17 protein-coding genes are annotated in these 21,993 nt (G+C 39.0%); 2 read left to right on the forward strand and 15 right to left on the reverse strand.

What is annotated here, in order from left to right; translation table 11 throughout:
* Positions 1-639 precede the first annotated feature (639 nt).
* A complete protein-coding gene (locus ACHCNF_RS07080; RefSeq protein WP_408072085.1) occupies positions 640-1,092 on the forward strand; it encodes a divergent PAP2 family protein in 453 nt (150 codons plus the stop codon).
* A 95-nt stretch (positions 1,093-1,187) separates the two neighbouring features.
* Here the strand turns inward: ACHCNF_RS07080 and ACHCNF_RS07085 are convergent, their stop codons facing one another.
* The 3 genes from ACHCNF_RS07085 to ACHCNF_RS07095 form a co-directional block, all read right to left on the reverse strand.
* The gene (locus ACHCNF_RS07085; protein WP_408072086.1) at positions 1,188-3,071 is read right to left on the reverse strand and encodes a hypothetical protein; all 1,884 of its coding nucleotides are present in this window, start codon (positions 3,069-3,071) and stop codon (positions 1,188-1,190) included.
* Positions 3,072-3,094: 23 nt separating this feature from the next.
* A complete protein-coding gene (locus tag ACHCNF_RS07090; RefSeq protein WP_408072087.1) occupies positions 3,095-5,953 on the reverse strand; it encodes an Ig-like domain-containing protein in 2,859 nt (952 codons plus the stop codon).
* Positions 5,954-6,027: 74 nt separating this feature from the next.
* Complete coding sequence (locus ACHCNF_RS07095; RefSeq protein WP_408072088.1) at positions 6,028-7,161, reverse strand: polysaccharide pyruvyl transferase family protein; 1,134 nt, start codon at positions 7,159-7,161, stop codon at positions 6,028-6,030.
* A gap of 292 nt (positions 7,162-7,453) precedes the next feature.
* Between ACHCNF_RS07095 and ACHCNF_RS07100 the strand changes: the two genes are divergently transcribed.
* Positions 7,454-9,121, forward strand: coding sequence for a right-handed parallel beta-helix repeat-containing protein (locus ACHCNF_RS07100; protein WP_408072089.1), 1,668 nt, complete (start codon positions 7,454-7,456; stop codon positions 9,119-9,121).
* A 112-nt stretch (positions 9,122-9,233) separates the two neighbouring features.
* Here the strand turns inward: ACHCNF_RS07100 and ACHCNF_RS07105 are convergent, their stop codons facing one another.
* The 12 genes from ACHCNF_RS07105 to ACHCNF_RS07160 all read right to left on the reverse strand — a co-directional run bounded on the left by ACHCNF_RS07105 (position 9,234) and on the right by ACHCNF_RS07160 (position 21,975).
* Complete coding sequence (locus ACHCNF_RS07105) at positions 9,234-10,442, reverse strand: CDP-glycerol glycerophosphotransferase family protein (protein WP_408072090.1); 1,209 nt, start codon at positions 10,440-10,442, stop codon at positions 9,234-9,236.
* A complete protein-coding gene (locus ACHCNF_RS07110; protein ID WP_408072091.1) occupies positions 10,442-11,398 on the reverse strand; it encodes an ABC transporter ATP-binding protein in 957 nt (318 codons plus the stop codon). The genes ACHCNF_RS07105 and ACHCNF_RS07110 overlap by 1 nt, the downstream gene beginning before the upstream one ends.
* 45 nt (positions 11,399-11,443) lie before the next feature.
* Positions 11,444-12,235 (reverse strand): ABC transporter permease, encoded by a 792-nt coding sequence (locus tag ACHCNF_RS07115; RefSeq protein WP_408072092.1) that lies wholly within the window; start codon positions 12,233-12,235, stop codon positions 11,444-11,446.
* A 30-nt stretch (positions 12,236-12,265) separates the two neighbouring features.
* Positions 12,266-13,465, reverse strand: a complete 1,200-nt coding sequence (locus ACHCNF_RS07120) for a CDP-glycerol glycerophosphotransferase family protein (RefSeq protein ID WP_408072093.1) — start codon at positions 13,463-13,465, stop codon at positions 12,266-12,268.
* Positions 13,466-13,476: 11 nt separating this feature from the next.
* Positions 13,477-14,535: an NAD-dependent epimerase/dehydratase family protein gene (locus ACHCNF_RS07125; protein ID WP_408072094.1), complete on the reverse strand. Its 1,059-nt coding sequence runs from the start codon at positions 14,533-14,535 to the stop codon at positions 13,477-13,479.
* Between the two features lie 115 nt (positions 14,536-14,650).
* Positions 14,651-15,376, reverse strand: a complete 726-nt coding sequence (locus tag ACHCNF_RS07130; protein WP_408072095.1) for an IspD/TarI family cytidylyltransferase — start codon at positions 15,374-15,376, stop codon at positions 14,651-14,653.
* Between the two features lie 21 nt (positions 15,377-15,397).
* Entirely contained in the window at positions 15,398-16,327 is a 930-nt protein-coding gene (locus ACHCNF_RS07135; protein ID WP_408072096.1) for a LicD family protein, read from the reverse strand.
* A 40-nt stretch (positions 16,328-16,367) separates the two neighbouring features.
* Entirely contained in the window at positions 16,368-17,177 is an 810-nt protein-coding gene (locus ACHCNF_RS07140) for a DUF4422 domain-containing protein (RefSeq protein ID WP_408072097.1), read from the reverse strand.
* Positions 17,178-17,295: 118 nt separating this feature from the next.
* Positions 17,296-18,210: an alpha-1,2-fucosyltransferase gene (locus ACHCNF_RS07145; protein WP_408072098.1), complete on the reverse strand. Its 915-nt coding sequence runs from the start codon at positions 18,208-18,210 to the stop codon at positions 17,296-17,298.
* Positions 18,210-19,421: a polysaccharide pyruvyl transferase family protein gene (locus ACHCNF_RS07150; protein WP_408072099.1), complete on the reverse strand. Its 1,212-nt coding sequence runs from the start codon at positions 19,419-19,421 to the stop codon at positions 18,210-18,212. The genes ACHCNF_RS07145 and ACHCNF_RS07150 overlap by 1 nt, the downstream gene beginning before the upstream one ends.
* 49 nt (positions 19,422-19,470) lie before the next feature.
* Entirely contained in the window at positions 19,471-20,865 is a 1,395-nt protein-coding gene (locus ACHCNF_RS07155; RefSeq protein ID WP_408072100.1) for a DUF3329 domain-containing protein, read from the reverse strand.
* A 72-nt stretch (positions 20,866-20,937) separates the two neighbouring features.
* A complete protein-coding gene (locus tag ACHCNF_RS07160) occupies positions 20,938-21,975 on the reverse strand; it encodes a glycosyltransferase family 2 protein (RefSeq protein WP_408072101.1) in 1,038 nt (345 codons plus the stop codon).
* Positions 21,976-21,993 lie beyond the last annotated feature (18 nt).

The raw sequence follows: 21,993 nt of genomic DNA on the forward strand, positions 1-21,993 counted from the left end.
AGTCAGACGAAGGAGCAAGAATCCTGACCTTCGCAAATGTAGTGGAAAAACATCACCTCTCTGTATGCCAGGTCCTCACATAGCGGGGGAGCGTGTCCTGCAGGCTTTGTCATAAAGGATACCGCTTGCGTTAATACGACATGAGGAGGAACCCATTTATGGGAGGAGCCCTGATGTCATTTATTCCTTATGACGCTTTTAAACGCATGATTCTTGAACGCTTTTTCCGATTTGCGTTCAAGAAGTCATCGTTATCGTACATACCTTGCTGTGCTCACAGCAAAGGGATCTACCCTTCCAGTTGCCTTCAGCAAGGGGATTTACCCTTCCAGGTGCCTTCAGCAAGGGGATTTACACATTCCAGGTGCCTTCAGCAAGGGGATTTACACATTCCAGTTGCCTTCAGCAAGGGGATTTACCCTTCCAGGTGCCTTCAGCAAGGGGATTTACCCTTCCAATTGCCTTCAGCAAGGGGATCTACCCTTCCAGGTGCCTTCAGCAAGGGGGGCAACATTCAATCAACATTCAATCAACATTCAATGCATGTACCCTTCAACATATACGATTAAGACTGTGTTATAATAGACGATGTGTCGCAATTTTTTACAGACGCAGTACTATACCGGGAGTAACAAAGCAATGAATACGTTTATATATGAATTTACAGGAAATAATATATTAAAAGCAGCCTTTTTCGGATGGCTGTCAGCTCAGATTTTAAAAACCATAATATACGTGATAGTGAACAAGGAATTTGTATTTGAGCGCCTCATTGGTGACGGTGGAATGCCAAGCTCTCATTCAGCCACTGTCATGTCAATGGTGACTGCCGTAGCATATGACTGCGGTGTTGGAAGTCCAATCTTTGCTGTAGCTTTTGTCTTTGCGATTATCGTCATGCATGACGCCATGGGCGTAAGAAGAGAAACAGGCAAGCAGGCAGTAGCCATAAACAATATCATGGAATATTTCAGCGAAATGGGTAAACAGCCCCCGGAAATACAGCTCAAGGAATTTGTAGGGCACTCACCTTTTCAAGTAATGATGGGTGCGATTTTAGGGCTGATCATTGGAATCATTGTTTGTGGGTAAAACACACCATCTCAAAATAATTTTTACATGTAATTAAAATACCCTTGGTACAGTTTTTATGTTTCATCTCTGCCAAGGGTTTTATTTATATTTGTTTAAATTCCAACATACTCGAGTGTCAGGGATCCGTCCTCTTTCTGCATTATTTTGTATAAGCTTCCGTCAATAATATCTTCATCATAATTAAATAATCGAGCAGCCTCTTCCGAAAAATAGTCATCGGTCGAGTATACCCACAAATAACTATAACCACCATTTACAAGAAAATCGGATAAATGTTCCATGGTGAAAAGATCTGTCTGTTGAAGCGCAACATAACAACCATCTTCAACGAATTTCCAGGGCTCAAATAAGCAGTTATTTACTCTGTCTTCAAAATAATATAATGCAATATTTTGAGGGAACTGGGCTTTATTACTAAGAGTACTAAGATCCGCCCCCTGATTAACCATGAATACCCTGTCGTTTTTGTCTATAACATTCTGTATTCTGCCTATCTGTTCTCTGGTTCGTTTGATTACCTTATAGGAGCTGATTTTAGATTCACAAAACGTAGATGAATCTGCTATAAACCTCTCATCAACTCCAAATGTAAATAATACAAGAAATGCTGCAAGAATAATTGCCTGAATACTGATCTCTCTTGATTTACAACTTCCTATACTCTTTTTTTGTGTCATAAATACTAATCTGGTGATTGAGAAGTAAAATAGCATAGTAACCATTATTGAAAAATATCTCGGCGCACCAAACACTTCAGCAGTTTCAGCTGCATTAAAAATGAACAGATATGCAAACCACAGCGCAAACAGGTATCCGCATGCAAAAAGAATACTTACACTGACAAGAAGATCGTTATCTCTTTTATGAGTATCACTCAGCAGGAGCTTACTAAAAATTTGTGCAAGCATTGCCAATGCAAATACCCATACCGGGCTTATCGAGATCACTGCTCTGCCATTTATTGGTTCAAATATAAAGCAGAAAAAATATTTCACTGTGGTCTTTTGAACTAACTGCCAGGTAAGATATCCTCTGGCTATTTTTTGACTGATATATATTCCGGTAACGGCAACCACAAGAACAGCCATTAGCAGCAATACTCCGCCGCACAGCAACAACGTTTTACTGTTTTTTTCAGAGCTCCACTCTCTTCTCTTTACAATATACCAGTCATACACCAGAATCATTATCACAAACAGATCAAGTAGTAGCCCTACATATATCTTAAATGCAAAAATCATTATCATGCATCCAACAACCAGGATAGAATTGACTATCTTCTTTTGTCTGTCGCGCATTAGCCAATAAAGGCATATTCCCAAAGTCCATGCCATAGGAGCCAAATCCACATACAGACTCTTAAATCCATATCTGTAAAGCGGATATACCGATACATACAAAAAGGCTATATATATAACAAAAAGCCATCTCCTGTTGTCTTTTACTCTTGAAAGTGGAAGCAAAAAACCTATAAATGAAAGCAGCGCGGATGTTACATACATGTATGCCTCGTTGTAACCTATTATTTTCTGAAAAAACAAATAAAATAAGCTTGTCCCTATATATTGATGGTTATCTCCAATGAATCCTGCTGAATTTGTAAGTTTTCCCTCCTTCAGCATCCACTTTACAGCAAGTGCCCACTGATGGAGTTCATCAATATGTTGGATAAAGTCATGCCGATATAGCGCAATGCTGAATAAAGCCACCCCAATAAGCGTTACATAGGCAAAATCAAATGATTTTATCAGTTTTCTATCAACGCAGATGCATAAAAGCCCAAGCACTCCCAAAAACACAAGTATAATAACTGCCAGGTCAAACATGGCTAACAGTCCACCCGCATACATAACACCTACTATTGTCATAGCTGAAAAAGCCATACCCTCCATCATTTGAAGTCTCATGACTTTTACGAACAATATTGATATACCTGACATCACTATTAATGCCAAAATCATCATTAGCAAACTCACTATAATGCTCCCAAAAAAACTTTTTACTTAACTTTTATCTGTATTGTGGTAGATACCCCATTGTAGCTTGTAACCGTTATTGTCGCCACACCTTTTTTTCTACCGGTTACAACACCGGTGGAGGAAACTTTGGCTACTTTCTTATTGCTACTCTTATATTTATATTTATTGCAAAAAGCGCCCTTATTTGTTTTTGGCTTAAGCTGATAAGTAGTTCCTTTTCTTACTGTCTTTTTCTTAGGAACCTTTATCTTAGTCGGTGCTTTCTTTACATTTGCTGTAAAGTTCAGGTAAACTGTTCCACCGCCTCTTTCCCACGAGGCTGTTATCTGTGTTTTCCCTTTCTTTATTCCCTTGACCTTTCCTGCTTTTGTCGCTTTTGCCACAGCCTTTTTATTGGATTTATAAGTTCCTGCGGTTTTGTCAATAAGATCATAAGTAAAAAGTGAAAACTTGCTGGTCCTTGTACTTACAGTTTCCCCAACTCCCATATTATAAGCAGCTACTTCGCTTGTTCCGTTGCAGCTGGACTCATCATCAACATATAATCCGAAAGGACAGTCCATAGTTAGAACATTGCTTGACATATCCTGCACAGCGCCGCCATTTTTTACTGCTATGTTGGCGTATTTCTCTGCTCCAAAATGATTCGAATTAAGGGATGAAACTTCACCGCTACCTTTTACAAGTATTCCGTAGCAGCTATCTGTCAACGTATTATTACTGATATTTGCTCCTTTTGCATAGAGAGTATAAATATCCGCATATACATCATCCTGTTTATAGCTCCCCCAATCCTTATATCCTGATATGGTGTTACCGCTAACCGTAAAGCCACTTACGGGATATAATCCCGAAGGATAATCGTCTGTTTCCGTAGCACTATAATATCCTGAAAGCAAAATTCCTGCCCAGGTTCCGCTATCCCTGTCTGCTCCGCCAAGTGATATGCTGTTGCCGGATATAATCAGATTTGCTGTATATGAAAGACTTTTAGGCTTATCATCCACCTCGGTGGGATACCTCGTATACCAGGGATATGTCGTGGTATCAATACCTCTTCCGACATTAGTCAACACATTGCCGGAAATCTGAGAATTCTTCCACATCGTGCACATAATAGCCGTATTTATAATATTATCAAACCGGCAATTCTGAACATTGATATTGCTGTAGTAAAAAGGACCTGCTATAGCTCCATGGCTTCCAAAGCCTCTGTACAGGTTTGAAAATGTGCAGTTTGAAACCTCTACATTTTTGCAGGGATAATCATCATTGGCAGGATCTTGAACATAAGTCATCATACCTTCCTGCTGTACATCTATCTGGAACGCCTCAAGCTCGTTACCTCCATGTCTGGTATCCTTAAAGGTACAGCCTGTAACTTTAACATCCTTACATGCAGCAATTTCAAGCATATGTGGAGACGCCCCTCCGGTGATTGTCACATTCCTGAGCTCAAGCCCTGTCATATGAGCAAGTTTAATCATAGAATGTGTAGTTGAAAAACCGTTAGCGTCCCAGCAGCCGCCGGATATGACTATATTGTGATAGTCATCAAACTTTCCTTTCCTTGTTCCTTCTGGCTTGCGGGTTGTCAGCATCAGGTCATCCTGCTGATTGATTATTGTCACTCCATCCATCTGAATAGTTGTATTATTACCTACTTTAAGTGGAGACGGATCATCGACCTCGTTCCTTTTTAAGTAGTATGTACCCGCCGGAATAATAATCCGATAATACTTTGATAAATCAGTCTTGGTTTTTCCCCAGGCCTTTCCTAATGCTCCCTGCACAACCCCATAAAAATCAGCAACAAGATCATCTCTCATATTAGAAAGATCAATTACTGTTTCATTGCCGCTAACAGTCATGTTTGCTTCATATGGATAATTTGAAAGGTTAACTACCACAAATTCTGAAAATGACTCCGTATCAAAATCCAATGTAGTACTCTGATAATACTCCTTGTCACTAACTCCGGCATTAACCATAACAGGAACTGATACTCCCTCTTTCATGGTCATTGTCTCAGGATCGATCATATCCTCCGTAACAAGAGCTTCTTCATCTATATCAGAAGGAATCTCTATATCAGAGTCTTCCCTGCTTTCCTCACTTTCAAGCTCATTCGCATCACCATCATGCACATGTATGACCTTAAGTTCTGAAGCTCCCGCATTTTCTTCCTGACTGATCATTGCTTCGTCAGATAGTTGCAACGCAATATGAACCATTCCGTCCTCAGGTTGTATCTCTGATCCATCTGCATAAAGCCTGATATCGAAAGATACTGAATCCAATACAGTTCTGCCCTCAGAGCTCTCTATTTTATCTATAAGCTCCTTATCATTCTCTATAACTTTAACCTCAGCAATAGTACCATCAGGAACTACATTTTCATCTGCGCTGAACACAAAATGGTATCCATTAACCTCTGTTTCATATAAAAAAGCTTTGCTGGCTAATTTTTCCTTGTCATCTGAAGGCTCTTCATCTTCATTTTCTGCTGCATCTCCATCGGTTATTGCAGGTTCCTCTATTTCAGTATTTTCATTATCCGGTACAAACGCCTCATTTTCTTCAGATTTATTATCCTCATCACTGTTTTCATTTGGATTTATGGGATCCAAATCACTATCCTCTATTGTATTTTCAGAGTGGGTAACATTTGAATCATCTGACTTTTCAGACTTTGTATCTGCATCTGCCATTTCATCTTCGGTATCTGTGTTCCCGCTACTTACTTCAGAATCAATGGCTTCGTCCCCCAAAACCATCGGATTGTCAGAAACAGCCAGAACATGTTCCCCTGTCATGCCTGTAGTGATCATCATTACGCTCATCATTGCAAGTATTCTCTTAAATCTACTTTTTGTCATTCCCTCTCCTAAACTAATATAATCATTTTTAAATACAGCCTGCATCCGGATTAAAGATGCAGGCTGTACAATCATCAATTCTTTTTTTCGATCTCATGATCCTTATTCGGCGGAAGTCCCATGCCAAGCTTCTTCCTCAATTCAACATATTTACCAATAACGCCTGAACCGTGATACCATGCAAGCTCCCAAAGATCAATATGCTCCTCTTTGTGGAAATTGTGAAGTGTCATCTTCATGGTCTGATTCTGCCACTTCAATAATTCAACATCCGTATATTTTGTACGAACAAGTTCAGAGGCTTTTCTGGTTTCCTTCTTGGCATTTTCAATAAACTCTGTAACAGACTTAGTAATAGATTCCCTATACTCCAAATATGTAGTAGGGTTCGGATCAGGATTGCGCAAGAAAGACTTGTAATCTCCTGCTATTACTCTATCCGGAGTAGTTGATTTCATCCAATCCTTGTAAGGTGAAAATCTGGGAGATCCAAAATCCTTTCTAACCAAAAGTACCGGTGTCTCAAGTGCAAGGCAGGGAAGTGCACAATGCAAACGCTTAGTAACGACACACTTAGCATTTTGATAAATATCCAAGTAGTCCTCAACTTCCTTCTTTCTTACTTCCCATGGAGTATCTGTTGAGGGCTCAGGTCTTGTAGGCGGAAGAACCTTAACCTCAACGCCAGTTCCTCTGACCTGCTTCCTTACAGCCTTCTCAACCCTTTCACCAACATCTACACAAACTATATATTCCTTCTCAGGCTTAACAATAGGACGCTTCGGAAGTGTGAGTGTAACACACGCTGAAAAGTAATTCTTAATTCCAATTCTGTCAAGCTGCTTCATTGTATAAGGATCTCTGCATCCAATGGGCTCATAAGCCTTCATATATTCCAATCCCGGGCCGCTCTCAAGGTATTCAAAATGACAAGGCATTCCTCTCTTACGGCCTCTCTGAATATCATCATAGTGAAATCCCAACCACATAGGATATACTGCCTTTGACGGCGGCCAATTCCATTTGTGCCACATGTACCATGCGCTCATTATTGTGGCTACAGGCTCATCATCCTCAGACTCAAAGGAATCCAGTTCCTCTATATCAACCATATAATCAACGCTAGGCAGAAAAAGACTGGCAGCATAACTCTGCATATCATCTCCAATATTTTTTGTGGTCTTTCTCCACAATACTCCGTATTTCAATACTTTAAATCCTCCTGAAAAAGCACCTAAATCCTAACATTTTTATAAAAGAATTATATCCATTACATAAACTTAAATTATTTAGGTCAGTTTATAACTAATTTATTATATCCAATTCTCCGCATAATTTCTATACAAAATATGTTGCGCACAAATTAATGTCTTCTCACATATTAAGAAACCATGAAATTACTCTAAAGAAACGATAATCGACAGCATTTATACGTTTTAGTACAATTAACAGTAAGTACTTTATTCCACTTGTTTCTTAAGAAGGAGGTACATAGTATTGATGAAAAGATTTGCAAAAATTTTGTCACTTGCTATAGCCGGAACAATGTTTTTTTCTACATCTGCCATATCTTCACTGGCTAAAGAACCTGCTCCTGCGCTTTTAAATTCAGATGCAGGTGACGCGGCTTCTTTTATAAGTGCCGTTGAAAATGGAGAAGATGTCACACTTACTAAGTCTATTTCCATTAATGGATGCAGTCTAAAGAACAATAATCAGACAATAGATCTTGGTGGTAATACCGTAACCGGAACCAGTGGTGCTATGTTTTTCTCTGCAGACAGCTCTGCAGCCGGTGGATATGATGTTTATCATGATATAACCATAAAAAATGGCACCATCCAAAGGTCAACAGATAGCACACATGGTCTTGTCATAATTGGCCATACCACAAATGTCACTTTTGAAAATGTAACATTCATAGGCGGCAAGGATGGTCATATGCTTGAGTTTGGTGCTTGTAAAAATATCATAGTCAAAAACTGTACTTTCAAGGACGGCCGTTATTCAAACAGTGACGACAAAGGTGAATATGAGGCTTTGACCTTTGATGCTGCGCACACAGGCAATTTCCCGATTCTGCCATCTGATGATACCGCATGTGAGGATGTGATCATAGACAGCTGCACATTTTCTAATGTACGCCGCGCTATCGGTGCTCACAGAATCATCAAAGGCCATTTATTTGACAATATTACAATCGTAAATTGTAAGTTCAATAATATTACCGGTACCGCTATTGAAGCTGTAGGCTTCACCAATGCCAAGATTGAGGACAACACTTTTAGTAAGGTTCAGTTCGGTATAGACTGCAAGCCTTCTTCCAAAAATATCATCAGTAATCCAGGCGCCTATGACTCTCACAATGTAATTTCCAACAACACCATAGAGCTGGTACAATCCAATAGTAAAACCCCTTGTGGTGTCAGAATCTCCGGAACGGACAAGTCAAACAAAATAGGTGATTTTACCGTTTCCAAAATCACCGTTACAGGGCCTCATGCGTATGCTGTTTATGCGGGAGATGTTACGAACAGTACCATTTCTGATGTAACCTCCTCCGGCGCTTCCATAAATGGTATTCGTGTTGAAAGATCAAGTGGCGTTACCGTTTTCGCAAACAACATTTCTAAAACTAAGAGCCATGGCATAATGCTTCTTAGCTCTTCTGACGACTTTGTAGAAGGAAACACTATTTCCAATGCCAAAACACACGGTATCGCTCTTGAAAGTTCCACCAATGAAACAATTATTGGCAATACAATTACAAAACCCAAGAAACAGGGCATCAATCTTAATAAGAAATCAACCTGCACTCTGGTTGCCGAGAACAAGATTGTCAAAGCTAAGTATGGCATCAACTGCGAGGATAAAAAGAGTAAGATTTTCTCAACCTATGCAAATAATATTAAAAAATCAAAGGGTAGCGCATATAGTGGAAAAGGAACCTATTTCGCAGCAGATAATGCCGTTATATCTCTGAAAAAGGGAAAAGGTGAAAAGATAACTACTGTCGGCAAATCCGGCTCTGCAAAGTACAGTTCTGAAGATAAGAAGATAGCTACAGTTGACAAGTCAGGAAAGATCAATGCAAAGTCAAAAGGAACAACAACAATTATTGCAAAGAAGGGAAAGTACTATGCCAAGATAAAGGTTACCGTTAAGTAATCTCCATTCTTCTGAACGTTCCACCAAATTATAGAACCCCATATGCAAGCCTTCATTGGCCGTCATATGGGGTTTATCTTTTAATAAAAAAAGCATTAAGCTTATCTCGTATTTACTTTAAAGAACTCTTACGGTACTTTTCCAGGTCTTTTCCGAAAAATTCAGCTATTATTTTGTTAGTAGCATTACCATCACAGGATGACATGAATTTCTTTCTAAACTCGCGAACCTTATCAACATCAAACTTTTCGTCTATATGTCTGATATATTCAATCATCTCGTCATTGGTTGTAACAACAGGACCGGGAGTAAGTTCATCATAATTGTAGTAGAATCCTCTCCAGTCAAAGTACTCATCCAAATCATAAGCGAAGAATATCATGGGTCTCTCAAATAATGAATATTCAAATACTAATGATGAATAATCTGAAATGCATATGTCAGATACACATATAAGATCTTCTATCGTAAGTGAATCAGTTACATCAAATGCAAATCCGGAGTACTCTGCCGGAATCTTAGGTCTCTCATGTGTAATAGGGTGATGTTTAAATAATAAAACATACTCATCCTTAAAACTGTCATAGAACTTCTTTACATCAAGTTCACTGGGTGAATAAGCACCTTTTGTTCTTCCTCTGAAGGTAGGAGCATATAGTATAATCTTCTTTCCCTTACTGGCAGGAATAACTTTAGCAACTTTTTCTTTGGCAGCTTCTATAAATTCTTTATCATAAAACACATCTGTTCTGCTAAGTCCAAGAGGCTTAATACATTCAGGCTTATCTTCCTTACCCATAGCCTCAATATATGCCCATACGACTTCAGGACTTGAAACCGTAACCAGATCATAATCGGGATGTGCGGGATATCGTGCTGCATTTTTAGCGGTATCACCGAATATCTTATCCGCCGTACTTTTGCCAAACTTCTTGAAAGCACCACATCCATGCCATGTATTCATGATGTGCTGGCCTTCCCTCTTTTCCATTCCGCCGGTTATGTCAGAACCCTCATTTAAAATTATATATTTGGAAGTAGCAGCCTCTTTCAGGAAATGAAATATCCTCTTGTATTTATCAGTTCCTCTTGCAAAGCCCTGTCTGATGTAGCAAACATTTACATCAAGATCATAATTGGTAGTAAGTTCTTTATGCAAAAGCTGAAAGTTGTTTGAAAGGTGCGGAAGTCTGAGTTCCAAAAATGTTACTTTATCGTCTTTAATAGGTTTTGAACAATAGTGTTTATATAAAATCTTAAATAACACTTTTCTTGTCAGAAACCTGAATGTTTTACGATATATCTTATTAAAAATGTTCATTACCTGTTTTCCCTTAAATACTTTTTGTTCAATGCCTCAGGGCAGCTCTTTTCCAATATATTAATGGCAGCAGTTATGGCTGAAGATTTCTCGCCGTTTTCCAGAATAGACTGCAGTTTTGCGGCTTCTTTATTGCTTTCTGCCTGATGCTTAGCCTGCATCTTTATTCCATATGAAACTGCCATATCAACAATATCCTGTCTACTCTTTGGAAGAACTTTAGTCTCAAGGAATTCTTCATACGCATCAAGATATAATTCTTTTTCATCAGTAAAAGCTATCTGCTCGCCATGATCAAGCCATAATATTTTATTGCAGAGTTCTCTGATCTGACTCACGGAGTGTGAAACAAGAATACCTGTTACATCAGTTTCAAGTATTTCAAGCATTTTCTCCTTACTCTTTTTCCTGAAAGAACCATCACCTACACTTAACACTTCATCCAGGATAATGATTTCTGGCTGGCACTGCGCTGCTATAGAAAACGCAAGTCTGCTCTTCATTCCACTGGAAAGCTGCTTGAATGTGTAATCCTGAAACTTCTCAAGCTCAGCAAATTTAATGATATCATCATACCTGTCATCAATATACTGCTTAGTATATCCCAGCATCGCGCCGCGCAGATATGTATTTGCTTTTATGGTCATATCCGGGTCAAATCCACTTGCCAGTTCCAGAAAAGCTGCTATTCTGCCCTTTGTTTTCACCTTACCCTCTGCAGGTGTCATAATTCCCGTAATAGCCTTTAATATTGTACTTTTGCCTGCACCATTTGTTCCGATAATGCCCAGCATGTCACCTTTTTCAAGCTCAAAGGTGATATTTTTATCTGCATAGAACTCTTTAACGGAATATTTTCCGGTTAAATGTCTTACAACATATTCTTTAAGCCCTATTGCTTTAAAATCTCCTGTTTTATAAATAACGCTTACGTTATCGCACTTTACAACTGCCATATCCTATCTCCAAATAAAACTATCAGTCCCAATCCACTCTAAGTATTATAGGTAATATATAAACTCCGAATTGTATTTCTTATAAACCCATGATCCAATAGCCAGGTAGAAACATGCGTAAAAAAGACAAAGTGCATGGTACTGAATGGGTGGAATAGTCATATCAATTACTACTGTTCTAAAGTACTTTATCATGACATAAACCGGATTTAACAAAAACAGTTTCTGAGTAGCAGGTGAAAATTTGTCTACTTTGTAGAATATTGCTGATAAGTAGGTCAGTAGTGTCAGAAATACATCATACAGATATTTAATGTCTCTAAAGAAAACGTACAAAGCAGATAATATCATTCCGATTCCGATATTCATTACAGTCAGGCACAGAACCGGGAACAAAAGTGTAAGCATCCTTGGTCCAAACTGTATTCCATCCAGGAAGCAGAAGAAGAAATAAACAATCATTGTCAGTGAAAAGTTAACCAGCGCTGACACATTCTTTGAAAGCAAAAACAGATATTTTGGCAGGTTTATCTTCTGAATGATCTTCGAATTTTTCATAAGAGAATCCATACCGTTTTTGGTTGCCTCTTTATAAAAAGCCATCACAAGGTTTCCGCTAAAAAGGTAAGTGGTATAGTGTGGTGTATTTCTGCCAAAGAACTCTGTAAATACTACCTTCATAACAAGCAGCGTAAGCAGAGGAGAAAGAACGCTCCATGCCATACCAAGAGATGTCTGCTTATATTTCTGTGAAAAATCGCGCTTAACCAGTTCACTGAATAAAAACTTATATTCCTGTATCCTGTTTTCCCATTTTACAATTAGTTTATTCTTCATATCTCTGTCTTTTAACTTATACCAAAAGTATTAAGTGACATTTTCCTTTCTAAACTTCTTTATGTCATTGCCAAAAAAGCTTTTGATTATTCTGTCTGTTGCATTACCATCGCAGGAGCTCATAAATCGATTCTTAAATGAGATGACCTTTTTCTTATATAGAGAGTTGTCATCAAAATTATTCATAACATCAGATACAGCATTTACAAGTTCTTCATTATTTCTGCATATTGGTCCGGGAGCAAGTTCCTCATAATCATAATAAAATCCCCTGTTATCGAAATACTCATCAAGATCAAATGCAAAAAACACCATAGGTTTTTCAAACAGTGAGTATTCATAGACAAGAGACGAATAATCAGAAATACATATATCGGCAGTACATATAACGTCTTCTATTGACAATTTCTCAGTAATATCTATCGCAAAATCTGAATACTTCTCAGGAATAGATATTTTATTGTGCGTAATAGGGTGATTCTTTATCAATAAAATATACTCTTTCCCGAATGATTTGTAAAATAACTCAATATCAAGTTCCTCAGGAACACGCGCTGTCTTTGTTTCACCCCTAAAAGTCGGAGCATATAATATAACCTTTTTCTGTCTCGCCGTGGGTACTGTTTCATATAATTTTTTATACGCCCCGGCTATATTTTCATTATCAAAATAAATGTCCGTCCTGCTTATTCCAACAGGCTTGATACATTCTTTTTTATTTTCTTTTCCCATGGCTTCAGCATAAGCCCAGATAACCTCAGGACTGCTGACGGTAACCATATCATACTCAGGATGACCGGGATACAGTTTTGCATCAAGGCCTGAATCTCCAAAGCCCTTATCCCTCGTGCTTAGTCCAAACCTTTTGAAAGCCCCGCACCCATGCCATGTATTTAGCATATGCGCGCCTTTTCTTTTTCTCATCAGTCCGTAGATATCTGCCGCTTCATTATAGATAATATATCTGGCAGTTGCTGCGTCCTTAAGAAATGAAAAGATATTCCGGATTTTTGTTATCTCATCCGTAAAGCCCTGCCTGATAAAATGAGTTTTTAACTCCAGACTGTAGTCGTTTTCAAGCCTATCATAAATCAACCTGAAATTATCTGATATCTTATCAACTCTCAGTTCGACGAATACAACTTTATTATCTTTAACAGGCAAAACAGTATTTATATTGTAATACAACGGAAAGATGATTTTTCTTGTTATGAATCTAAATATTTTCATAATAATTGAATTCATTTGTTCATTGTTTCACTTAAAATATCTATTGTACGCTTAAGCCCTTTTTCCATATCGTATTGAGCTTTCCATCCAAGCCTCTTCAGCTTTGTGGAATCCAATAATGCTTTTGTAGCTTTTGAATAGCCTGCTGCCTCTGTAGCATCAGGAAGTTCGAAAATAACTTCTTTTCCTACATACTCAGCAATTATTGCCGCCATATCCTTAAGTGTGATATCAGAGCCAGGGTCTGCTATATTATAAGCCTCTCCATTTTCACCAAGCAATAAGCAATACAAAAGACCTGAAACCGCGTCAGCTACATAACTGTATGAATATAACTGTGTTCCTTCGGATTTCAAAACAATATCTTCTTTGCTTACACCTTTTTTTATAAACTGCGATATTGCCTTAGTATCCGAGCTGAGCATAGTTGGTCCATATGTTCTTGAAAATCTGGGAATAACCACGTCCATTCCCTTCTGTTTAATATAAGCCTGACAAAGAGCTTCCCCTGCGCGTTTGCCCTCAGGGTAGCCTGCTCTTACTGTATTACAGTTAATATATCCAAGGTAATTCTCATCGAATCGCTCTACATCACCTCTGTTTTCACCATATATTTCAACCGATGACGCAAATATAAATCTGTTTACATTCTTATTCTCGCAGTTCTCCAGCATACTGTTTAATCCAACCAGATTAGTCATAATAGTGCCAATCGGATCTGTTGAGTACTGCATGGGATGGGTATTGCTGGCAAGATGTAATACATAATCCGTAGTAACACTCCTGATCTCAGCTGAAAATGGCTTATTTACATCCTGCTCTATAGGAATTACCATACTTCTTTTAAACCTGTCCGTTATCCTGTTTCTGTCTCTTCCTATCGCATATATTTTTATTCCTAAATTTTCCTTATCATTTAGACTGATCAAAGAATCAATCAAACAGCTTCCTATTAGTCCTGTTGCTCCTGAAATAAGAAAGCTCTTCCCTGATAACTGATCCCAGGGAAGATTTAATTTGGTTATATACTCTATATCAGCTAAATATTTGCTATTTTCAGACAATGTCATGTTTTATTAAAACCTCCGACCGGTTACTGACTTTTTACCATATATAAGTATCGCAATACCTATAATAGAGCAGACCATCAAGTCTGCTCTATTCGTTTTCATATCTTATTTTTTCTTACTTTAGCCAATTGTCCTTATCTGCCTTGAGATAAGCTTTGAACATCTCCAGATCGTCCTTAGTAGTAAGCTTGATATTCTTATCCGAGCCTGCAGCAAAATAAAGCTTTTCTCCAAGGTCAACCATCATTGTATTGGTATAAGCACTACCCTTAATTCCGATTTCCTTTTCAAATGCCTCGTGATAAGCCCAATCGAGTTTACCGAATTTATATGCCTGAGGTGTTGATACACGTCTTAAGGTCTCTCTGGGAATATACTTTTTAGTAGTTCCCTCTTCCTCTTCATTTACAACAAAAATCTGCTCATTATAGGGAAGAGATGTAACTGCATTGCCATGCTTTTTGCACACCACAATCACATCGGAAAGAACCATCTCATCTACAAGAGGTCTGATTCCATCATGAATTATGATGATATCGTCATCCTCTACCTTGCCCTCAAGGTTGAATACGCCATTTCTTATTGATTCCTGGCCGCTCTCACCACCCGCAACAATCCATTTTAGCTTTGTGATATTAAACTGCTTGGCATAAGCCCAAACCATATCCTGCCAGCCGTCTATACATACAAGCTCTATTGCATCAATCTGAGGATGCTTTTGAAATCCCTCAAGTGTATACATAAGAACAGGCTTATCATATACATTGATAAACTGTTTCGGTATGTCCTGCTGCATGCGATGTCCTGAACCACCTGCAATGATTATAGCTATATTTGCCATATTTAATCTCTCCCTTTATGTTCATTTACCAAAATCCAGCGCCACTGCTGAATGTATCTCTCTGTCCTCCACAGGAGGAATCTGCATGTAATCAGGGCCATAGAGAACCTTCATATAGGTCTCCGTACCCTTGGGGATCCTGACTGTCATTCCCTCGAAGGTCGCTTCCCTGGACTTACACATATCTTCCCGCTTGTACATCTCTCCGAAATAGTGCTTCCTTCCGCTTGGAATACACACCATTTCCGATTCTTCCAAATCACAGTAAGAATACCAATAAATAACTCTTTTGGCAACTTTATCAAGACTCATCCATTTAAAGAGTCTTCCTATCTTCATCTTCTTGGAAAAAGCTGCTTTTAAGCCTTCATTTACTGAGAGATACGGCTCAAGTGCTTCCCAGTCCTGCGCTGTTTTCCTGCAGGTAAGGATGTATCCCAGCATCAGGCACCAATAGCCGTGTATTTTTCTCTTAAAATGATTGTCATAGGTATTCTCCAAAACAAATATATCTATGAAAATACCTGTATCTTCCATAGTCAGCTCATTAAATGCTTTATAGGTGGTTCCTTTTTTCTTGATCTGTACATGGGACATACCATATCCCCGTCCAAATTCAGGTCCGCAGAGCACATACTTATCACTGAGCTTTTCATCAAATACCTTTTTCAGATGCTCGAAATCCTTTCTCGGCATATTTATATCAATGTCATCATCCCATGGAATAAAGCCCCCGTGCCTGATAGCACCAAGAACAGAGCCCCCGCTTAAGGTATAGAATATTTTCTCCTGCTCAAAAACCTCTACAAAGTCTTTCAGCATTTCAATAAGAGTCTGCTGCAGCCTTTTTAGCTGCTCATCGTTTAGTTCAAAGGTCCCGGGAGCCCCGCGAAAGCCGGTCTTAAAAAAATGTCTCTTATCTCCGGAACCTATAGCATTTGTTTTTTTCACTATCTGTAATTCTCACTATTTTCTATGATCAAGACTCCTTTTAGAAGCTATGGTCATATTTTTTATGGAAGAGCTTTGCAGCAAGGAAGGCCCCACCCTTTTTAAACCAATTAACATTCTCGATATGTACACAAGGGAGCTCCTGTATCTGATATCTGGGAATTGTTCCCGTAGTTATCTGATAATCCAGCCATACGTTGAAAATGATTTCCGCAATTCTTCCAATATATCTGCCCTGATAAGCACTAAGATTATTCTCAGGATATCTGTTCTCAACAGTCTTCAGTATCTTAAAGAGCCACTCGCAATACTTATCAAGTATATCCTTACGCATTACCATCATGTTGAACATGTGGCCTGAGGTCTGTGTCATAACTCTCTCAAAAGATTCCATGTACTCAGGGAACAGGTCTCTGATCACTTTACCCGTCTCGTCAAGCTGCTCAACATAGTGAGTATGTGCATAATGTGACTGAAGAGTTTCTATATAATATTTTCGCTTCTTGGGAACGATAATACAGCTCTTCTCCAGCAGCCTTTTTACCTCTTCGCCGCCCATGATCTTATCGAACGGGTCATCTTCTCCTCTGGCTTCCGGTGAAGCAAAATATCTTCTGTAATGTACCAAACCTATATAATCTGCCTTAAGGTTTTTCCAGGCCCAATAGAGACCTGTCAATTCGCAATAGCTACTGTTTTTTTCAGAAATGTTGTCTCCAGTATTGTCCTTTGCATAAGGTGTGTTAGCCGCCTTCTTATTGGCAGCCCCAACCTGCAAAGGCATATAAATCGGATCCTCAGGCATTCTGTATTTTTTTGTGGTTGCTATAATGATTTTAATATCGGGCATCCGACAATTCCTTTTCTAAAGCAAATGTTGTTGATTAATCACTTACATCAACTGATTACATGAAACCGGTAATTTGAAATAATATTTTACCGTTTTTTGTAATAACTAAATGTTTATTTTAGCGCACTTTGCCGTCTTTGTCCATGAGCACCCAATCCGGCCAATAATCATGCATAAGTTCAGGGCTTGCAGGCTGGTTGTTTCGCATAGTCAGAGTCCTTACAAGCTTCCTGTCTTTCCTGCGGTTAAGCCGCGCTCCCCAGAATGAAAATGTTGAATTGGCGCAGATATTTCCCATGCAGTGACTCATAAGCTGAATATCAAGGAGCGAATACTTCCCTGTATTATGGTCAACAATGGTATATCTTGAAGTGTCAGCATACTTCTCCCTGGCATAATCAGGATCATTTGTAAAAATGTAAAAATGTGTGTCAGGATTAAGCGCCATAAAATAATTCATAGCCCCCTCATAATACTCATCAGTAGCAATATTCCCAAAAAGCGCTGCATTTTCAGGGTCGAGATAGTCCCCACGCCTTATATGAACACTGACACTGGGTCTAAGCTCCATCTCATTCATTAGATCCATATTTCGAACATTTATGTCATTATCTGGATGCGTTGGGAAAACGAAAAGTTCCCTGAGCTCATCCATGATGTCATCATAATATTTCTGACAGGCAAAATATCCTTCGATATATTTATCCTGAAGTTTATATATCTCAGGGTGATACATGCAGCTCTCTGTAAAGCGTCTGCTGGCTGAAGGAACCACCTTCTCGAATGCTTTTCTTACTATATTTCTATTAAGGAAATATTCTCTCTCTTCTTCTGTACACTCAGGAAGGGGAAGATTTTGAAAATACTCAAGCTCCAGTTCTCTCTTTGCGAGAACTCCATCCTGTCTTTTTTTGTCAAACCAGCTTGTATCAAGCTTTACATTTTTATCCGCTCCGGCTCTCAGCAGCTTCCTGTACATGGCATACTGCTGCATCTGATTCCCCAGGCCACCGGCTATCTGTATTATAAGCATTACATAAGCTCCTTTATATAACGCGCGTTTTCCTGAGCGCGTTTGCTGTACTCAGGCATGATCTCCCTTAATCTCTGCCTGATGCTATCTTCATTTTCAAGAATAAAATCAAAAGCTCTGACTATGTCCCTGTCAGTTGACAGCTTCTGCACAGGAATAACATAGTTTTCATCCGTCCCGAACAAGTCCTTTGCTATTCCTCTCGATTTAACAGAATAGCCAAGTACAAGGGTCGGAACGCATGTGGAATAAGCCGCAATTGTAGAGTGTGTCCTTGCTCCTATGAAAAATCTGCACTTGCTGATAAGTCCCTTCAGTTCCTCTGCAGAAGCATCCTCTGCAAGAATTATCCTTCCCGTACTCTTAAACTCCTCATAGAGCTTTGACAGCGGTTCTCTGTCATCATTGCTTTTCCACACAACGTGAGGTACCAAAAGAACCTTTGAACCTTCAAGTTTATCAAGTATGTGTCTTATAAGGTTCCTGTAATTTTCCATGGTAATACCCGGAGTAGACTCTTTACCCTGTACCATGGGACTGACATTAAGTCCTATCGTGTTGCCTTCTGCAAAGCCCTCAGGCAGCTTTACATCCCTGACAGGCAGCATAAAAGCAGGGTCGGGACAAAGCTTCACCTTCTCCTCCGGAATGCCTCCATCTATCATGCCTTTGTAAGAAATTGACTCCCTTACAGTTATAAGGTCAAATTTCATAAGGTCATCCTTTAAATCAGACACGGTATCCGGTTCTATGGAGCACCCCATAAGTACAGATGACATTCCCTTTTCTAGAAATGCCTCATGAGCAAGCTTTAAATCGTTTACAAGTTCCGGATAACAATAGTTATCTCCTCCTATGGATACCGCTATGGGGTTCTTATATGAGGCTGCATTCTTTAGAGCATCCTTGAACTGGTATCTCAAAAATGAAACCGCATCTCCTGTTATTTTTCTGTAGGCATAATACATAACATGCGGAGCGAAATCATCCGCGATATGTCTCTCCTCGATTATGCTGCACTGCCCCTTGGATACCCTCTCCCCAAGACTGTACTTTAAATCCTGCTCTTTGCTGTTTGTAATAATTACAGGCGCTATATATTTTTCATTCCTGCACTCATTTATCAGTCCTTCAAGAGTAGCATCTGCTATTGCTTCGCACCCATGATTACCGCTTCCTGCGTGCATATAGAATATTAACTGTCTTTCCATATGTTTTTCCTTTATTGCTAACATTTACATGTGATTGTAAAACACATATTTACTCATTATTTTTCACGCCAAGCACAGTCTTAAATCCATAGTACTCCGCGATCATCTGGTTATTCCAATCTGTCCAGTCATCTGACACATCACATAAATATGCTGATGAATACCTTGTATAAAACTGCTCATCAAGCATCGGAATCTCTACATCCTCAGCGCCAAGAGCAGCCTGTTCTTCAAGATAATTGTAGCGGTTTTGCTCCTCTCTGTATATTCTTGCAAGATTTGCTCCGCTCTCTATATAGGTAAATATCATATAAATACCTAATGCTATGACTGTTCCATATCTTATTGTTTTATAAAGTACCGCTTGTTCTTCATTAACCTTTTTGTCAGCAGCCTTATCAGGATCAACATCCGCATCCTTCATATCAATCCTGCAAAAGCCTTGTATGATAGCTATAATAAGAAATATCCCGGCTCCAAAAAATGCTCTCTCCTGAGGTGTCACCGTGAGGATAAGGCTATAAGACGTAGCAAAGAAAATAAACAGGAATAATATCATATTTTTTAATGACTTAATTCCATATCCTTTAAGCGTCAGGAAAATAAATAAAATAGCAATCACTATCAAAAGTACTACGAATTCTTTTTTGAGAACCAGTGTTATCTTAAGGAATCTTGCTGCCATGCCAAGCAAACCTGCATGGGCTTCCTCCAGGTATTGACTTCTCTCGCCATTCCCCGGTGCAAGCACCATAAATAATAATCCCACAAAGGTTCCCGCCATGGCTGATACAGACCAGGCATATACTTTTCTGTAGTAAACAGCAGTGATTATCATTAAAAGCAGAAGTCCGCCGCTTGTGTTCTCATTACACCAGCCGGCAAGCACTCCCAAAACAAACAGCAGCGCTACATTTATCGCAGAAAAGCTGCTGTTATTGTTCTTCCTATAGCCACTTCTGAATATGGTCACCATAGTCATAACTATTGTTGTTGTAAAAAGGTAGTTACATGCACCGGTTTCCCACAGAACTGTCTGACCAAAGGATACTCCAAAAATCCATATAAGAAGGAGTCCCATCCAATAAGTACTTACGTCATAACGTACGTTATTGTTCGCATTTAAATACACTAGTAACGAGAGTACTGTAAATAAAACAGCTGCTATTATATTAAAAAACACCCTGCCGCCAAATGTATGCATATCCACATACATTATTATTCTCAGCATGAGATGAGCTACAGACCTTCCTGTCCATGTCATATACTGATGGTGCTCCTGAGCAAACAGTTCAAAAAAGCTACTTGCCTGCTGAACCTGTTTGCCATAGCTCATATCATCCATAAGCATGGGAGTAAGTATCTCATATATGAGAATTGTAATAAAGCACAGTATAACTGATATAAAAAACAGTTTTTTCCTTGTGTTCTCTTCTTTAATCATAGTCTTTCCCATTAACCATATTTATAATTATGCCATCGAAACATCTTCCATCAGCAGTCAATAATTATGTCATCAAACTGATTTCCACACGCTATAGAGCTTCATATAAAGGTCAGGACTTATTCCAAACAAAACCGTCTTTACTTTATATCCCATAGAAAGGCCTCTAAAACAGCCCTTTATGGATTTAGCATTCCTAATAAGTGTCTGTGCCCCTGAAACAACCTTCTCCTTCATGGCCAGTGTAAGTTCATCCTTATTTTCTCTCATATTGAGGGATTTAGCAAATTTTGACACCACTAAAAGCGCCGCCATTACCTTAATAACAGAGAATTTAACTTCGGCTTCGTCAGTAATGCCCGGATTTAAACCGTTAATCTTCTTATCTGCCAGTTCCCAGCATCTTATCTGATCAAGGTATGAGGGCTTAAACTCTTCAAGCATTGCCCCATTAGTATTGTAAAAATAATCATAGCCATCCCCTTCTATCGTTCTGATGCATGGCTTGTCATATACCTTAATCATTGCATCAAGGAGAAACAACATATCCTCTCCTATGGTGAGATTCTCAGGGAATCTTATTGTTTTATCTCCGTCACATATGAGTTCTCTCTTAAAAAACTTCCCCCATACATGAGTGTCTTCACTTAGAATTCCATCCTCAATATATCTTCTCCCTGTAATGGTATCATCCGTTTCTATTGGTCCATCCATTATCACTACGTCGGCATCAGCCTGCAGCGCTGTCAAAAGCATATCGGATATATAGTCTTCCTCTACGCGATCATCAGCATCAACAAAAGCGATATATCTTCCGCAGGACCTCTCTAATCCCAGGTTCCTGGCTTTGGATACACCGCCGTTTTTCACATGAATAACATTAATTATCGAATTCTTTTCAGATAAGTCGTCGCATATCTTCCCGGTATTGTCAGTGGAACCATCATCAACGATAATCACTTCCATGATATCATTATCACCGCATAAGCGTTTAAGTTCTTCTGTAACCACCTGAGAGCATACTGAATTCACACAGTTCTCAATGTAGTCCTGTGCCCGGTACGCCGGTATGATTACGCTTACCATCGGTCTGGATATGTTTTCTCCCATTTATATAACCCCATTATT

This window comes from Butyrivibrio sp. NATIVEDY162, from assembly GCF_045999815.1.
Classification (GTDB): Bacteria; Bacillota; Clostridia; order Lachnospirales; family Lachnospiraceae; genus Butyrivibrio.

Coding starts and splice junctions, on each gene's coding strand:
- ACHCNF_RS07160 (WP_408072101.1), bottom strand. CDS start 21,975: ATGGGAGAAAACATATCCAGACCGATGGTAAGCGTAATCATACCGGCG.
- ACHCNF_RS07150 (WP_408072099.1), bottom strand. CDS start 19,421: ATGGAAAGACAGTTAATATTCTATATGCACGCAGGAAGCGGTAATCAT.
- ACHCNF_RS07145 (WP_408072098.1), bottom strand. CDS start 18,210: ATGCTTATAATACAGATAGCCGGTGGCCTGGGGAATCAGATGCAGCAG.
- ACHCNF_RS07125 (WP_408072094.1), bottom strand. CDS start 14,535: ATGACATTGTCTGAAAATAGCAAATATTTAGCTGATATAGAGTATATA.
- ACHCNF_RS07115 (WP_408072092.1), bottom strand. CDS start 12,235: ATGAAGAATAAACTAATTGTAAAATGGGAAAACAGGATACAGGAATAT.
- ACHCNF_RS07080 (WP_408072085.1), top strand. CDS start 640: ATGAATACGTTTATATATGAATTTACAGGAAATAATATATTAAAAGCA.
- ACHCNF_RS07100 (WP_408072089.1), top strand. CDS start 7,454: ATGAAAAGATTTGCAAAAATTTTGTCACTTGCTATAGCCGGAACAATG.
- ACHCNF_RS07155 (WP_408072100.1), bottom strand. CDS start 20,865: ATGATTAAAGAAGAGAACACAAGGAAAAAACTGTTTTTTATATCAGTT.
- ACHCNF_RS07110 (WP_408072091.1), bottom strand. CDS start 11,398: ATGGCAGTTGTAAAGTGCGATAACGTAAGCGTTATTTATAAAACAGGA.
- ACHCNF_RS07105 (WP_408072090.1), bottom strand. CDS start 10,442: ATGAACATTTTTAATAAGATATATCGTAAAACATTCAGGTTTCTGACA.
- ACHCNF_RS07140 (WP_408072097.1), bottom strand. CDS start 17,177: ATGCCCGATATTAAAATCATTATAGCAACCACAAAAAAATACAGAATG.
- ACHCNF_RS07130 (WP_408072095.1), bottom strand. CDS start 15,376: ATGGCAAATATAGCTATAATCATTGCAGGTGGTTCAGGACATCGCATG.
- ACHCNF_RS07090 (WP_408072087.1), bottom strand. CDS start 5,953: ATGACAAAAAGTAGATTTAAGAGAATACTTGCAATGATGAGCGTAATG.
- ACHCNF_RS07120 (WP_408072093.1), bottom strand. CDS start 13,465: ATGAAAATATTTAGATTCATAACAAGAAAAATCATCTTTCCGTTGTAT.